The sequence below is a fragment of the Elstera cyanobacteriorum genome (assembly GCF_002251735.1).
GTDB lineage: Bacteria > Pseudomonadota > Alphaproteobacteria > Elsterales > Elsteraceae > Elstera > Elstera cyanobacteriorum.
The window spans coordinates 221,500-235,614 of sequence record NZ_NOXS01000032.1 but is presented as its reverse complement, the minus strand read 5'-3'; the positions used below and the strand labels follow the sequence as shown (position 1 = coordinate 235,614).

Sequence of the window (14,115 nt, the reverse complement as noted above, 5' to 3'; positions counted from 1 at the left end):
CCGTAAGGCAGCTTCTACACCCGTGGCGGCGCTATGATGCGTGTATTCAGGGCGCTTACTTTGAGGTAAGTCCCCAACTTTTTTGTGCGTTCTTGTCATAGGACGCTCCTGTCTCCACATTCTTCTTAGAAGATTGCCGATTTTTGACTGTCTTAAATAAAGGAAAACTGTGCAATGACCAGTATAACGCTTCCCCCGGCTGTCGCCGCGTATCTTTCGGCTAATAATGCAGGCAACGCCGAGATCGCAGCCCTGCAGTTTACCGCGACGGCATGCGTCAAGGACGACGGGCAGGACATACGGGGCCGTACCGCTATTCAGGTTTGGAAGCAGATGGCGCTAGACCGCTACAGCGCCACGATAACCCCGAAGGGCCTGCTGTCGGTCGATGGTAGCGTGTTGTTAACCGCCTTAGTGAGCGGCAATTTCCCTGGAAGCCCGATTGATTTGACGTTCCGGTTCGGGTTGGTGGATGGGTTGATCGACCGGCTGGAGATTGGACAATGATGAGGCCGCAGTTCTCGTCCGATCCGCGCGAGCTGTTAGGGAAATGCGCCTTGGTGACCGGCGGTACAAAAGGGGCGGGGGCGGCGATTGCGCGGAAGCTGGCGGCGGCTGGGGCTTCGGTGATCGTTTCTGCGCGCACGATGCCAACCGAGGCGATGGCCACCGAGGTCATTCTGGCGGACCTTTCGACGGCGGCGGGTGTGGAAACCCTCGTCACACGGCTTTCACAGCAGGGGGGCTCGGTCGATATTCTGGTTCATAATCTTGGGGGATCGAGCGCACCGGGGGGCGGTTTTTCCGTCCTTACAGACGCGCATTGGCAGGAAGCCTTTGGCCTCAATCTTCTTCCCGCCGTTCGGCTTGACCGGGCACTGGTGCCGACAATGGCTGCACGCCGCCGTGGGGTTGTTCTCCACATCTCCAGCATCCAGCGCCGCTTGCCCCTTCCCGATGCAACAACGGCTTACGCAGCGGCAAAGGCAGCCCTGACGACCTACTCGAAAGCATTGTCAAAGGAAATGGGGCCGCAGGGTGTTCGCGTTCTCTCTGTCGCGCCCGGCTGGATCTATACGAGCGCGGCGGATGCGATGGTGCAGGAGATTGCGGCGCGCCGCGATATTCGGCCTGAGGCCGCGCGGCAGACTATTCTGGATGCTTTGGGCGGAATTCCGATTGGCCGTCCCGCCTGGCCCGAGGAGGTAGCCGAACTTGTCGGGTTCCTCGTCAGTGATCGTGCGGCATCACTCCACGGCACAGAATATATCATCGACGGCGGAACCATCGCGACGATATAGCATCACTTGATTTTTTGGGGGTGTGCACTGGCTCCCAGGGAGGGATTCGAACCCCCGGCCAGGCGGTTAACAGCCGCCTGCTCTACCGCTGAGCTACCTGGGATCAACCCAGTGCATACGCGACGCATTCATGCGATGGCTCCCAGGGAGGGATTCGAACCCCCGGCCAGGCGGTTAACAGCCGCCTGCTCTACCGCTGAGCTACCTGGGATAAGGCGCCATTGCGTCAAGTCCGGGGTGTGTAGCAAACCCTTTTCGGTCTGCCAAGGCCGATTTTCATCGGTGCCCTTCCGGTCTTGTCCGGCTCGTCTGAACTGGCGCATTTGGAGGCCGAGAGCGGAATCGAACCGCTGTACGGGGATTTGCAGTCCCCTGCATGACCACTCTGCCACCCGGCCCTCTGGGTGCGCCCGTCCGGTCGAACCGATGCGGATGCGCGGTGTAGCCCGAAGGTTCTTTCTGGTCAAGGGGGTTTCGGCTGGAAGAGGTGACAGGAACCCTCTTTATTCACGCGGCTTTGCGTTGCACAAGCGAGGGGGCGGGCCTATAACGCTATCGGGATGCCGCCCCGTTTGGCGGTTCGAGATTGGATTTGAGGCCGATGGATTACGCAGCCGCTCGCGCAAACATGATCGAATGCCAAGTGCGCACCAATAAGGTGATCGACCCGTCTGTGATCGCTGCCCTGGGCACCGTGCCGCGCGAAGCTTTCGTGCCGGAAGCGCTGCGCCCGGTCGCCTATATCGACGAAGATCTGACCGTCGCGCCGGGCCGCTATCTGCTGGAGCCGATGATCATCGGGCGGCTGCTGCAGTCCGCCGATGTGAAGAAAACGGATCGGGCACTCGATTTTGCCACGGGCACCGGCTATGGCGCGGCCTTGCTGACCCATCTCGCGGGATCGGTCACGGCGGTCGATAGCCGCGCCAGTCTGCTGGATCTCGCGCGCCGGGCCCTGGCCTCGGCGAACGTGCCGGTGACTTTTGTCGAAGCGCCGCTGGATGGGGTGCTCTCGCAGACCGAAGGGCTGGCATCGGGCGGTTTCGATGTCATTCTCGTATCGGGCGCCGTGCCGCAGGTTCCGGCGGCGTTGCTTGATCTGTTGGCCGAGGGGGGCCGTTTGGTTGCGGTCGAAAAGTCGGAAGTCGCTGGGGGCGGGGTACAGCCGATGGGCAAGGCCGTGCTCTACGTGAAGCAGGGGGGCGTTGTTGCGCCGCGCATCCTGTTCGACTCCGCAACCCCGCTGCTGCCCGAGTTTGCCCCAAAGCCGCAGTTCGTCTTCTGATGACCGCGCTTCCCCTCCAGATCGACGTCGCAACCCTGGCGGCTTGGCTGGACGCCGGGGACGAAGTGACCGTGATCGACGTGCGCGAGGCGTGGGAGGCTAATTTGGTGGCGCTGCCATCCTCTCGCCTTATTCCACTCGGCACCTTGCCAACGCAGGTTGATGCCGTGCCGCGCGTAGGAGTGGTGGCGCTTCTCTGCCATCACGGTGGTCGCTCTTTACAGGCGACCCGTTTTCTGCGGGAATTAGGGTACGATAACGCGGTTAATGTTGCGGGCGGGATTGATCGGTGGGCCATTGAGATTGACCCGAGCCTTCCGCGCTACTAATCTGTAACCGCTATTACGGTTTATGGTCGCCTGAAACCCTGCCTAAGAGAGGGCGGGGTTCGGATCGGAGAGGTCGAAAATGCTGTTCTCTGCGCGTCGCGGTTTTCTGTTTGCTAGCCTGTCCGCCGCTTTATTGGCTGGAACGATGGGGGCCGCCCCCGCTATGGCGCAAACGCTGGATCAGGCGTTTATCCAGTCTTATCAGACCAATCCGCAGCTTCTGTCGGCCCGCGCCCGGTTGCGTGCGACCGACGAACGCCTGCCGCAGGCGCAGGCGGGCTGGCGCCCCCAGGTGTCGACCAATGCCGCCGTGGGGCGCTTGCGGACCGAACAGGTTTCGACCCGCACCAATAAGGAAACCCTAACGCCCAAGAGCTACGGCTTGTCGGTGTCGCAGCCGCTCTATCGCGGCGGCCGTACCGAAGCGGGGACCGAACGGGCGAAGAATGAAATCCAGGCCGAGCGCCAGCGCCTGATCGGTGCCGAGCAGCAGATTTTTCTCGATACGGCGACCTTCTACCTGAATGTTATCCGCGATCAGGCGGTGGTTGAGCTGAATTCTAACAACGAGTTGGTGCTTCGGCAGCAGCTTCAAGCGGCGCAAGACCGCTTCCGCGTTGGCGAAGTCACGCGTACCGACGTGAGCCAAGCCGAAGCCCGTCTGGCCAGCGTGATTGCCGATAAGCAGGCGGCAGAAGGCCAGCTTCGCTCCTCCAAGGCCAGCTTTGCACGCTCGACCGGGCTAGAGCCGACCAATCTGACGCCGCCGACCGTGCCGCAGCAACTGCTGCCGACGACCTTGGCCGAAGCTCGGGAACTGGCGCAGTCCAGCAATCCGGCGATTACTGCGGCGCAATATGACGAAGGCGCGGCCAAGCTGACGGTGGACGAAGTACGCGGCGAACTGCTGCCGACCGTCAGCCTGGTTGGGGATATCAGCCGTCGCCACAATCAGCAGATCGGCGTTGATCGGACCGCATCGGCCAGCCTAACTCTGCAAGTGCAGGCGCCACTTTACGAAGGCGGCAGCACCTATTCCCGCGTTCGTGCCGCCAAACAGACGGCAGGGCAGCGCAAGACCGATATCGACGTGCAGCGCCGCTCGGCGGTCGAACAGGCCACCCAGGCCTTCGAACAGATGATGTCGGCCCGGGCGCGTATCGAATCGCTGGCCGCGCAGATTCGCGCCAATGAAATCGCCCTTGAAGGCGTGCGTCAGGAAGCAGTGGTCGGGTCGCGCACGACGCTCGATGTATTGAACGCCGAACAAGAACTGCTGAACGCCCGCGTCAGCATGGTCCGCTCGCAGCGTGACGAGCAGGTGGCGGCCTATACGCTGCTGCTGTCCACCGGGCGTCTGACGGCGCGTCAATTAGGCTTGGCAGTCCCGCTGTATGACGCGGAAGAAAACTTCCGCGCGGTCGACGGGAAGTGGCTTGGTACCGATATCGGCCAGGAATAAACGCAAAATTCGATTCTTCCGATTGGCAAACGGTCAAAGCTTTGACTAAAGTCACTGCCATAAGTGTTTGCTTGGCATGAGGAAGCGATGAGCGACCCGAAACCCCATCAAGAACCGTCGATGGAGGAAATCCTCGCCTCCATCCGCCGTATCATATCGGAAGATGGGGAGAGTGGTCAGGATGCTGCGGCGGATGACGCCGAGGCTCCGGCTGCTGGAACGATGTCCGCCGATGTGTTCACCCTGACGCAGCGCGCTGACATGGATGAGGACGAAGACGATCTGGAAGTCGCGCGGAGTCTCGGTATGGAAGCTGCTGAAACCCCGAAGCCGACCTTCTCGATGGACTTCGACGATGTTCCAACACCCTCGGCCAAGGATGATGATGCCCCGGTGGCCGTGGCCCCGATGTTCGATAGCGGCAAAAAGGCAGCGAGCATGAGCTTTGATGACGATGCGCTGATGTCCCCCGATACGGCGAGCGCCGCCAGCCGCGCCTTCGCAAAATTGCAGGACATGGACGAGGATGAATCGCCGGCCGCCGCCGTCATGCGCGCGTCGGGTGGCGGCAATCCGACGCTCGATGAACTGGTGCGCGAGGCCCTGAAGCCGGTCTTGCGCGAATGGCTGGACCGCAACCTGCCGCCGATGGTGGAAACGATGGTCCGCGAGGAAATCCAACGCCTCGCCGCGACCGGTCGCCGCCGCTAAGTCTTACCGCTTATCTTTAAGGTGCAACGGCCGCGCGGGCGTAAGCTCTGCGGCCGTTTTGCCGTCTTGATCCCGATACACGAAGGTTCCCCGATGCTCGAAAAAACCTATACGCCCGCCGATCTCGAAAGCCGTTTCTATCCGATGTGGGAGCAAAGCGGCGGGTTTGCGGCAACGGGGAACGGGAACCAGACGCCCTATACCATCATGATGCCGCCGCCGAACGTAACCGGCAGCCTGCATATGGGCCACGCGCTGACCTTCACCTTGCAGGATATTCTGATCCGCTACCACCGGGCGCGCGGCTTTGATGCGCTGTGGCAACCGGGCACCGATCACGCCGGGATTGCGACGCAGATGGTGGTCGAACGGAAGCTGGAAGCCGAGGGCAAGCGCCGGGTAGAGATGGGGCGTGACGCTTTCATCGCGAAGGTCTGGGACTGGAAGGAAGAATCGGGCGGCACCATCGTCCATCAACTGCGCCGTCTTGGGGCGTCCGCCGACTGGGCGCGCGAACGGTTTACGATGGACGAGGGCATGTCGGCCGCCGTCCGCAAGGTCTTCGTTGATCTTTACCGCGACGGGCTGATCTACCGCGATAAGCGCCTGGTGAACTGGGACCCGAAGCTGCATACGGCCATCTCGGACCTTGAAGTCGAACCCAAGGAAGTGAAGGGCAATCTCTGGCACCTTCAGTATCCGATTGAGGGGACGGATCAATTTATCACGGTCGCGACGACGCGCCCGGAAACCATGTTCGGCGATACCGGTGTGGCGGTGCATCCCGAGGATGAGCGCTATAAGGATTTTATCGGCAAGTATGTCGTCCTGCCGCTGGTCGGGCGCCGCATTCCGATCGTGGCCGATGAGTATTCCGATCCGGAAAAGGGCACCGGCGCGGTCAAGCTGACCCCGGCCCATGATTTCAATGATTTCGAGGTTGGTCGGCGCCATGCGCTGGCCTTAATCAATATCTTCGACCGCGATGCGCGGCTGAATGATAACGCGCCGGAAGCCTATCGCGGCATGGACCGGTTCGAAGCCCGTAAGAAACTGGTGCAAGAGTTTGAAGAGTTGGGTGTTTTGGTCAAAGTGGAACCGCACACTCATATGGTGCCGCACGGTGACCGCTCGGGTGTGGTCATCGAACCCTGGCTGACCGACCAATGGTATTGCGACGCCGTGACCCTGGCGAAACCCGCCCTAGAAGCCGTTGAAACTGGCCGCACCAAATTCGTGCCGGAGCAATGGACGAATACCTATTACCAATGGATGCGGAACATCCAGCCCTGGTGTATCTCGCGCCAACTCTGGTGGGGGCATCAGATTCCGGCTTGGTACGGCCCGGACGGTAAGATTTTCGTTGCGGAAACCGAAGCGGAAGCCCAAGCCGAAGCCGATGCTCATTACGGGACCGCAACGGCCTTAACCCGCGATACCGACGTGCTGGATACCTGGTTCAGCTCGGCGCTTTTCCCGTTTTCCACCCTCGGTTGGCCGGAGAAGACGGCCGATTTAGCGCGCTATTACCCCGGCGACGTGCTGGTGACGGGGTTTGACATCATCTTCTTTTGGGTTGCCCGCATGATGATGATGGGCATGCACTTTATGGGCGATGTGCCCTTCCGCACGGTCTATATTCACGCGCTGGTCCGCGACGAAAAGGGCCAGAAAATGTCGAAGTCGAAGGGCAATGTCATCGACCCGCTCGACCTGATCGACAAATACGGCTGCGATGCCCTGCGCTTCACCCTGGCGGCGATGGCGGCGCCGGGGCGCGACGTGAAGATGTCCACGCAGCGCGTTGAAGGTTATCGCAATTTCGCGACGAAGCTGTGGAACGCCACGCGCTTTGCCGAGATGAACGGCTGCGCCCGCGTGGCGGATTTCGATCCGGCGGCAGCGAAGGGCACGGTTAACCGCTGGATCATCGGTGAGCTTGCCGGGCTGCGCGCGAAGCTGGACGAGGCGATTGCCGCTTATCGCTTCAACGATGCCGCGAACCTGCTCTATTCCACCGCTTGGGGCAGCTTCTGCGACTGGTACGTCGAGTTTACCAAGCCGATTTTGACCGGCGAGGACGCGGCGTTGATCGCCGAAACTAAGGCAACGACGGCGTGGGCACTGGAACAGATCGCCCGCCTGCTGCATCCCTTTATGCCCTTCCTGACCGAAGCGCTGTGGGAGCATCTGTCCGGCGGCAGCGGCGAAAAGCTGCTGGTCGCTCGCTGGCCCGACCTGCCGCAAAGCTTAATCGATCCGGCTGCCGCAGCGGAAATGACCTGGGTGATCGGTCTCATTTCGCAAATCCGGGGTCTGCGGGCGGAAATGAACGTGCCACCGGGGACCGAGCTTGCGGCCCTCTTCACCGATTTGTCGGGCGAAACTGCGCGCTGGGCGGAAACCCATAAGCCGGTGATCCAGCGACTCGCCCGCGTCGCCGGTCTTGGCAACGGGACGGCGACCGCGACCTCGGTGCAGGTTGTCGAAGGTCAGGCCACCCTCGCGCTTGATCTGGCGGGGGCCATCGACCCCGCCGCCGAACGCGCCCGCTTGACCAAGGAAAAAGGCAAGGCGGAGCAGGAGGCTGGGAAGATCGAGAAGAAACTCGGCAATGCCGATTTCATCGCCAAGGCCGATCCCGCCGTCATCGAAGAAAACCGGGAACGGTTGGCAGACGCTCAAGCACTGATCGCCCGGCTCGATACTGCGCTCGCCCGGTTGGCAGCGCTGTAATCGCCATGCGCATTGCTATCGGCGGTTTCCAACACGAGACCAATAGCTTTGCCCCCAGCCGGGCCACCTATCAGGATTTCCTGACGGCGACCGGCTGGCCCGCGCTGACCCGTGGCGATGCGCTGTTCGACACCGTGGGCAGCGAGATGGTGCCGATTGCGGGCTTCATCCGCGAAGCGCTGAAGCGCCGGGCGGCGCTCATCCCGCTGCTGTGGACGGTCACAGAACCGTCCGGCCCGGTCACGGCCGACGCTTTCGAGCGAATTTCGGCGCAGATGATCAACGATCTGATCGCGCAAGGCCCGGTCGATGCCGTGTTCCTCGATCTGCACGGCGCGATGGTGACCGAGAGCTTTCCGGACGGCGAGGGCGAACTCCTGCGCCGCATCCGGGCGGTGATTGGGCCTGCGGCGCTGCTGGTTGGGTGCCTCGATCTACATGCCAATGTGACCCGCTTGATGGTGGAACAGTCGGATTTCCTGACCGCGTTCCGTACCTATCCCCACGTCGATATGCTGGAAACCGGTGCCCGCACGGCAGCCCGGTTATTGGAAACGCGCGGCTGGGGCGGTAAAGCGCTGCGGGCGTCGCCCTATCTGATCCCGATCACGGCGCAATGTAGTTTTGCCGAACCCACTGCAGGGCTGTTCCGATTGCTAGAACAGATCGAGGCCGAAACCGGGGCGGATTTATCCTATTGCCCCGGCTTCCCGCTCTCCGATTCGCCGGAAACCGGCCCGACGATCCTCGCTTACGCCAAAACGCAGGCCGACGCCGACGCGGCGGCGGATCGGCTGTTCCAAGCCTTACTCGACGCCGAGGGCGCCTATGCCGAGGCGGGCCTATGGACCATCGCCGACGCGCTCGATCACACGGCGCGGCAGGTGCAGCAGGGCGGGCAATCTGGCCCGATCATCCTGGCCGATACGCAGGATAATCCTGGTGGCGGCGGCTCGGGCGATACCACGGGTCTGCTGCGCGAGATTCTGGCGCGCAAGCTGCCGGGCGTCACCGTCGGCCTGTTTTACGATCCGGCGGCGGTGCTGACTGCGACGGCGGCAGGTGTGGGCGCGGTCATCTCGGTCGATCTCGGTGGGCGGGGCACGCCGGGCGATCAGCCCGTGCCGGTTACCGGGAAAGTTCTGGCCCTTGGCTCCGGCACGTTTCCGGGGACCGGACCGATGTGGGAGGGCGGCACGCTCAACCTCGGCCCGATGGCGTTGATCGAGGTTGAGGGCACGCGCATCGCGCTGGGGTCGGCCCGCCAGCAACCGTCCACCCAGGCGATTTTCACCCATCTTGGCATTACCCCCCAGGATTGCCCGGTGCTGGTGCTGAAAAGCTCGGTGCATTTCCGCGCCGCCTTTCAGCCGATTGCGTCCGAAATCCTGGTGGTTGTCGCGCCAGGACTCGTAACCGCCAATCCCGCCGATCTACCTTACAGAGAAATTCGCGACGGTGTCCGGCTAAGGCCGACACCGCATGAGGGGTAAAATGGCGTTTCCCGTTGTTTTTGTGCATGGTTTGTTCGGTCATCTGCGAGATGTCCGCTTAACGGCTGGGTTGGTCGAATATTCTGTCTTGGCACCGGACCTGATTGGTTATGGTCCCACCGTTGCACCGCTGGCGGCCTGGAGCCTTAGCGAGCAAGCCGATCATGTTGCGGCGGCTATACGGTCCGCCGGGATTACGAAAGTCCATCTTGTTGGCCATTCGGTTGGCGGGGCAGTTGCCGCCCTGCTCACGGCACGCTTCCCGGCTCTAGTGGAAACTCTGACCAGCGTTGAAGGAAACTTCACGCTGAAAGATGCTTTTTGGTCAGGTAAAATCGCTCGAATGCCGTTAGCGGAGGTCGAGCCGATCATTGAAGGCTATCGTGCCGACCCGGGTGCTTGGATCGTTGGTGCAGGGGTTCCTCTGACCGAAACCACCCTGGCATTGGCGGAAAGTTGGCTGGCCCATCAGACCGCCGAGACGGTACAGCGCCAAGCCCAAGCCGTCGTTGCGGCGACGGAACAGCCCAATTATCTTGACCTTTGGCGGAAGATTTTGGTGGAGAAGCCCGTGCATCTCGTCGCGGGGGCGAGGTCCCGCGCCGGGTGGGACGTACCGGATTGGGCCGAAGCCGGTGCCAAGGCGGTTACGATTATTCCGGAGACGGGCCATCTAATGATGGCTGAACAACCGGAAGCCTTCGCCCAGGCCTTAAAGCTTTTTTGGCAGGCGGCTTAAGCGGGCCCCCTTTAGCGCAAATAATGAATATGCGGTTTGCCGTGGTGGGGGGAGGTTTCGACCCGGGCCTCCACCGCGAAAATATCCTTCAGCAGCGCTTCCGTTAGCACGCTCGCCGGGTCACCGGCGGCAATAATCTGCCCGGCCTGCATCACGATCAGCCGGTCACAGAACATGGCGGCATGGTTGAGATCGTGGAGGGCGATCACGCTGGTCAGCGATAGGCTAGTGATCAGCCGCAACAGGCCGATCTGATGCTGGATATCGAGATGATTGGTCGGCTCGTCGAGCAGAAGCTCGGACGGGTTTTGCGCTAAGGCGCGGGCGATATGAGTGCGTTGCCTTTCCCCGCCCGAGAGGGTTTGCCAGCGCGCGGTGCTTTTTGCGGCGATGCCCGCGCGCGCCATCGCTTGCTGGACGGCGGTTTCATCGGCCGCCGTCCACCCCGCAAAGATCGAGCGATGGGGAAAGCGCCCGAGCTTCACGACATCGACGACGCGCAAGTCTGCCGTTGTCGCCGCATGCTGTTCGACAAAGGCAACGCGGCGGGCGAGGGTGCGGCGGGTCAGGGTGGTGATATCCGCCCCCTCCAGCAGCACCCGCCCGGCATTCGGTCGTTTCAAGCCCGCCAGCAGGCGCAGCAGCGAGGTTTTGCCCGATCCGTTTGGCCCCAGCAACCCGAGGGTTTGCCCCGGCGGAACGGTCAGCGACACGCCCCTTAGAATCGGCTTGGCGCCGATAGCCCACGATAGGTTTTCCGCCGTAATGCTCATGATGCCCGCTGCAGCCGGTAGAGGATGACCGAGAAAAACGGCACGCCGACCAGGGCGGTGACCACGCCGATCGGCAGAACTTGCTGGGGGATCAGCACGCGCGCCGCAATATCGGCCAAAACCATAAAAATCGCACCAAGTGCCGCGCAGGCTGGGAGCAGGCGAACATGCAGCGGCCCGACCAGAAAGCGGGCGGCGTGCGGGACGACGAGGCCGACAAAGCCAATCGATCCGACCATGCTGACAATCGTTGCCGTCATCAGCGCGGTCAGGGCAAACAGGGCGATCCGCGCCCGTGCCACATTCACCCCCAGGGCGGCAGCCACCTCGTCGCCAAAGGCGAAGGCGTCGAGACAGCGGGCATAGAGCAGGCAGGCGATAAGCCCGCCGCCGACGATCAGGGCAACCAGGGTGAATTCCGGCCAACGGACCCCGCCGAAACTGCCGAGCAGCCAGAACATCACGTCGCGGGCCTGCTGGGCATTACCCGTGGTGGTAACGACATAGGAGGTTGCGGCGTTGAACAATTGCGAGGCGGCAACCCCCGCCAGGATTGTGCGATCCGCCCCGGCGCGCGTTCCGTTCGACAATAGGGCGACAAAAAGGAAGGCCGCAAAAGCGCCAACGAACGCCCCGGCCGACAGCGAGACCGCCCCAGCGCCGAGCCCGAGAATGACAATCGCCACCGCCCCGGTGGAAGCCCCGGCGGAAATCCCCAGCACATAGGGTTCGGCCAGCGGATTGCGCAGCAGCGCCTGCATCACCGCCCCGCAGAGCGCCAGCCCGGCGCCGCATAAGGCGGCGACCAAGGCACGGCTGAGGCGGTAATCCCAAATGACGGTCGCGTGAATGCGGTTCAGCGCAACATCGGTCCAGCCGAGCCGATTGGTCACCGCCGCAACCGTGGTCGAGATCGGGATCGGGAGATCGCCGACCCCAACGCTGATGGCGACCGCTAAGGCAATCGTCGCAAGGGCGGCGACGGTTAAGGCCGCCGCCCGCCCAAACCCCATTGGTGTCACTTCAGCAGACCGAGCGATTTCAACTGTTTGGCCACCTCTTCGGCGCCATAGACCGTGCGGACGGTTGGGTTCATCGCCTGGCCATCCATGACGACAATGGCCTTATTCTTCACCGCTGCCATTTGGCTGACGGCGGGATCGCTGGTCAGGAATTTGATTTTCGCCTCAGGCTTATCGAGTTCCCAGCGGTTGCGGTCGAGGCTGGCGACGACGATCACATCGGGGTTGGCGGCGATAATGCCTTCCCACCCCAGGGTCGGCCATTCGGCTTCGGTGGTGATGGCATTGGTGCCGCCGAGCAGATCGGCGATATAGCCCGAAGCGCCATTCTTGCCGCCCAAATAGGCATCCGCCGACGGCGATGGGCTAGAGAACCAGAAGACATAAGACAGTTTTTTGCCGGAGGCTGAAACCGCCGTCTTCAGCGCCGCTTCCCGCGCTTTGAAATCGGCGATCAGCGCTTGGCCGCGGTCGCTAACGTCGAAAATCCGCGCAAGATCGTCGATTTCCTTATAGAGCAGATCCATGCTCCACAGTTGGGCGCGGCTGCCGTAGAGATCCTTCGTTGCCTGCGCGATGCAGGTGCTCGGCGACAGATAGGTGCCGACGCCGAGTTTCTCGAAATCCTCGCGTTTAGCGATTTTACTGCTGGTGCCGATCAGGGTCGGCAGAGCCGCAGCGACGAAATCCGGGTTTTCGGCCAGCATGGCTTCGAAGGTCGGAAACTCCACGGTCAGCAGCTTCACTTTGGCATTCGCCGCCGCAAGATTGGGCAAGACCTTGCTGGGCCAGAAGGCGGTTCCGACCATTTTGCTCTCAAGCCCCAGCAGCAGCAGGATTTCGGCGCTGTTCTGGCCGAGGCCGATGGCGCGCGTCGGGGCCTTTTGAAAGGTCACGCTGGCGCCGCAGTTTTCCACCGTCAGCGGATACTGCGTCCCTGCAAGGGCTGGCGCTGCGCTGACCACCGCGAGCAAACTCGCCACCCCCAGCAGCGACCGAACGATCCTCATCATGACCTCACATACCATAGCAATTGATAGTCATTATCAATAAGCGTGACGGTAACAGAGGGCAAGGCGCGTTTTACGCCTATTTCGCAGTAGACCTTTGCAGCGGCCTAAGCCGCCCGCAAGCGGCACCAGACGGGGGTATGGTCGGAGGCGCGTTCCCAGCCGCGCGGTTCCTTGTCGATCTCGCAGGCCTCCAACCGGTCGGCGAGGGCTGGGGAGAGCAGCAGATGGTCGATGCGCAAACCATTGTCGCGCTGCCAAGCCCCGGCCTGATAGTCCCAGAAACTGAAAGCGCGGGTGGCGTGCGGGTGCAGCGCGTGGAACGCCTCCGTCAACCCCAGGTGCAGCAAGCGGCGAAAGGCGGCGCGGCTTTCCGGGCGCACCAGGGCATCGTCGCGCCAGCCGACAGGATCGTAAACATCGGCATCGGTCGGGCAGATGTTATAATCACCGCCGAGCAGGAAGGGCCGGTCTTCAGCCAGCAGCGCCGCCGCGCGGTCGGCCAGCCGTTCCATCCAGCGCAGCTTATAGGGGTATTTTTCCGTCTCGACCGGATTGCCGTTCGGCAGATAGAGCGCCGCTACCCGCAGGTCCGCAATATCGGCTTCCAGATAACGCGCCTGCTCGTCCGCCGCCTCGTCGCCGGGCAAACGGCGCAGAACGACCGAAATCGGCGTTTTCGAGACGATGGCGACACCGTTATAGGTTTTCTGCCCGACGGCTTCGACGTGATAGCCCAGCGCCTCAATCTCGGCGCGCGGCACATCCTCTGTCTGGCACTTCAGCTCTTGCAGCAGCAGAACGTCCGGGGCGGTGTCGGCCTCCAGATAGCGTAGCAGATGCGGCAGACGGACTTTAAGGGAATTGACGTTCCAGGTTGCGATTTTCATGCCGGGGACTATACCGGCGAAAACGAATTCCCGCACCCGCAGCTTGCCGCCGCCTGCGGATTTTTGATCTGGAAAGCAGCCCCGGCGAGATCCTCGACGAAATCGATCACCGCGCCGCCCATCAGGCCCAGCGAGGTTTCGTCGATCACCACTTCGGCGCCGTCTTTCGCCAGCAGAATATCGTCGGCATTCATCGCCGTATCGAAGGTAAACCCATATTGAAAGCCGGAACAGCCGCCGCCGGAAATAGCGATGCGCAGGCGCGCGCCGGGCGCCTCGCGTTGCAAAATGGTGGCAATCCGTTTCGCGGCGCTGTCCGATAGGGCGACGGGGGCGGTTTCGGCCATAACAGATCTCCTTCGTA

14 protein-coding genes and 3 tRNA genes are annotated in these 14,115 nt (G+C 62.2%); 9 read left to right on the top strand and 8 right to left on the bottom strand.

The features are described from left to right. Window positions 1-174 precede the first annotated feature (174 nt). Together CHR90_RS10220 and CHR90_RS10215 are read left to right on the top strand one after the other, a co-directional pair. Window positions 175-507 carry a nuclear transport factor 2 family protein gene (locus CHR90_RS10220; protein ID WP_094408897.1) on the top strand — a complete coding sequence of 111 codons (333 nt, stop codon included), beginning with the start codon at window positions 175-177 and terminating at the stop codon, window positions 505-507. Next, window positions 504-1,301, top strand: a complete 798-nt coding sequence (locus CHR90_RS10215) for an SDR family oxidoreductase (RefSeq protein ID WP_094408896.1) — start codon at window positions 504-506, stop codon at window positions 1,299-1,301. Before CHR90_RS10220 ends, CHR90_RS10215 begins: the two co-directional genes overlap by 4 nt. A 28-nt stretch (window positions 1,302-1,329) precedes the next feature. Here the strand turns inward: CHR90_RS10215 and CHR90_RS10210 are convergent. From CHR90_RS10210 to CHR90_RS10200, 3 genes are all read right to left on the bottom strand, one after another. Next, window positions 1,330-1,404, bottom strand: a tRNA-Asn gene (locus CHR90_RS10210). A 33-nt stretch (window positions 1,405-1,437) separates the two neighbouring features. Next, window positions 1,438-1,512 (bottom strand) — tRNA-Asn (locus CHR90_RS10205). Between the two features lie 113 nt (window positions 1,513-1,625). After that, window positions 1,626-1,699: transfer RNA gene (locus CHR90_RS10200), tRNA-Cys, on the bottom strand. Between the two features lie 203 nt (window positions 1,700-1,902). On the opposite strand from CHR90_RS10200, the gene CHR90_RS10195 reads away from it, so the two are divergent. From CHR90_RS10195 to CHR90_RS10165, 7 genes are all read left to right on the top strand, one after another. Then, window positions 1,903-2,586 (top strand): protein-L-isoaspartate O-methyltransferase family protein, encoded by a 684-nt coding sequence (locus CHR90_RS10195; protein WP_094408895.1) that lies wholly within the window; start codon window positions 1,903-1,905, stop codon window positions 2,584-2,586. Next, on the top strand, window positions 2,586-2,915 hold the full coding sequence (locus CHR90_RS10190; RefSeq protein ID WP_094408894.1) for a rhodanese-like domain-containing protein: 330 nt from the start codon (window positions 2,586-2,588) through the stop codon (window positions 2,913-2,915). Before CHR90_RS10195 ends, CHR90_RS10190 begins: the two co-directional genes overlap by 1 nt. A gap of 79 nt (window positions 2,916-2,994) precedes the next feature. Further along, entirely contained in the window at window positions 2,995-4,377 is a 1,383-nt protein-coding gene (locus CHR90_RS10185; protein WP_094408893.1) for a TolC family outer membrane protein, read from the top strand. Window positions 4,378-4,464: 87 nt separating this feature from the next. Next, window positions 4,465-5,088 carry a DUF2497 domain-containing protein gene (locus tag CHR90_RS10180; RefSeq protein WP_094408892.1) on the top strand — a complete coding sequence of 208 codons (624 nt, stop codon included), beginning with the start codon at window positions 4,465-4,467 and terminating at the stop codon, window positions 5,086-5,088. Between the two features lie 93 nt (window positions 5,089-5,181). Further along, window positions 5,182-7,824, top strand: coding sequence for a valine--tRNA ligase (locus CHR90_RS10175; protein ID WP_094408891.1), 2,643 nt, complete (start codon window positions 5,182-5,184; stop codon window positions 7,822-7,824). Between the two features lie 5 nt (window positions 7,825-7,829). Then, on the top strand, window positions 7,830-9,317 hold the full coding sequence (locus CHR90_RS10170; protein WP_094408890.1) for a M81 family metallopeptidase: 1,488 nt from the start codon (window positions 7,830-7,832) through the stop codon (window positions 9,315-9,317). Between the two features lies 1 nt (window position 9,318). Then, complete coding sequence (locus tag CHR90_RS10165) at window positions 9,319-10,056, top strand: alpha/beta fold hydrolase (protein ID WP_094408889.1); 738 nt, start codon at window positions 9,319-9,321, stop codon at window positions 10,054-10,056. Window positions 10,057-10,067: 11 nt separating this feature from the next. On the opposite strand, the gene CHR90_RS10160 is transcribed toward CHR90_RS10165, so the two are convergent. The 5 genes from CHR90_RS10160 to erpA all read right to left on the bottom strand — a co-directional run bounded on the left by CHR90_RS10160 (window position 10,068) and on the right by erpA (window position 14,098). Beyond that, window positions 10,068-10,829, bottom strand: coding sequence for an ABC transporter ATP-binding protein (locus CHR90_RS10160; protein WP_094408888.1), 762 nt, complete (start codon window positions 10,827-10,829; stop codon window positions 10,068-10,070). Beyond that, a complete protein-coding gene (locus tag CHR90_RS10155; protein WP_094408887.1) occupies window positions 10,826-11,842 on the bottom strand; it encodes a FecCD family ABC transporter permease in 1,017 nt (338 codons plus the stop codon). The genes CHR90_RS10160 and CHR90_RS10155 overlap by 4 nt, the downstream gene beginning before the upstream one ends. 5 nt (window positions 11,843-11,847) lie before the next feature. Continuing rightward, window positions 11,848-12,864, bottom strand: a complete 1,017-nt coding sequence (locus CHR90_RS10150) for an ABC transporter substrate-binding protein (protein ID WP_229671454.1) — start codon at window positions 12,862-12,864, stop codon at window positions 11,848-11,850. 104 nt (window positions 12,865-12,968) lie between these two features. After that, window positions 12,969-13,751 carry an exodeoxyribonuclease III gene (xth, locus tag CHR90_RS10145; RefSeq protein WP_094408886.1) on the bottom strand — a complete coding sequence of 261 codons (783 nt, stop codon included), beginning with the start codon at window positions 13,749-13,751 and terminating at the stop codon, window positions 12,969-12,971. A gap of 8 nt (window positions 13,752-13,759) precedes the next feature. Beyond that, window positions 13,760-14,098 carry an iron-sulfur cluster insertion protein ErpA gene (gene erpA, locus CHR90_RS10140; RefSeq protein WP_094408885.1) on the bottom strand — a complete coding sequence of 113 codons (339 nt, stop codon included), beginning with the start codon at window positions 14,096-14,098 and terminating at the stop codon, window positions 13,760-13,762. Window positions 14,099-14,115 lie beyond the last annotated feature (17 nt).

Coding starts and splice junctions, on each gene's coding strand:
- CHR90_RS10220 (WP_094408897.1), top strand. CDS start 175: ATGACCAGTATAACGCTTCCCCCGGCTGTCGCCGCGTATCTTTCGGCT.
- CHR90_RS10215 (WP_094408896.1), top strand. CDS start 504: ATGATGAGGCCGCAGTTCTCGTCCGATCCGCGCGAGCTGTTAGGGAAA.
- CHR90_RS10195 (WP_094408895.1), top strand. CDS start 1,903: ATGGATTACGCAGCCGCTCGCGCAAACATGATCGAATGCCAAGTGCGC.
- CHR90_RS10190 (WP_094408894.1), top strand. CDS start 2,586: ATGACCGCGCTTCCCCTCCAGATCGACGTCGCAACCCTGGCGGCTTGG.
- CHR90_RS10185 (WP_094408893.1), top strand. CDS start 2,995: ATGCTGTTCTCTGCGCGTCGCGGTTTTCTGTTTGCTAGCCTGTCCGCC.
- CHR90_RS10180 (WP_094408892.1), top strand. CDS start 4,465: ATGAGCGACCCGAAACCCCATCAAGAACCGTCGATGGAGGAAATCCTC.
- CHR90_RS10175 (WP_094408891.1), top strand. CDS start 5,182: ATGCTCGAAAAAACCTATACGCCCGCCGATCTCGAAAGCCGTTTCTAT.
- CHR90_RS10170 (WP_094408890.1), top strand. CDS start 7,830: ATGCGCATTGCTATCGGCGGTTTCCAACACGAGACCAATAGCTTTGCC.
- CHR90_RS10165 (WP_094408889.1), top strand. CDS start 9,319: ATGGCGTTTCCCGTTGTTTTTGTGCATGGTTTGTTCGGTCATCTGCGA.
- CHR90_RS10160 (WP_094408888.1), bottom strand. CDS start 10,829: ATGAGCATTACGGCGGAAAACCTATCGTGGGCTATCGGCGCCAAGCCG.
- CHR90_RS10155 (WP_094408887.1), bottom strand. CDS start 11,842: ATGGGGTTTGGGCGGGCGGCGGCCTTAACCGTCGCCGCCCTTGCGACG.
- CHR90_RS10150 (WP_229671454.1), bottom strand. CDS start 12,864: ATGATGAGGATCGTTCGGTCGCTGCTGGGGGTGGCGAGTTTGCTCGCG.
- xth (WP_094408886.1), bottom strand. CDS start 13,751: ATGAAAATCGCAACCTGGAACGTCAATTCCCTTAAAGTCCGTCTGCCG.
- erpA (WP_094408885.1), bottom strand. CDS start 14,098: ATGGCCGAAACCGCCCCCGTCGCCCTATCGGACAGCGCCGCGAAACGG.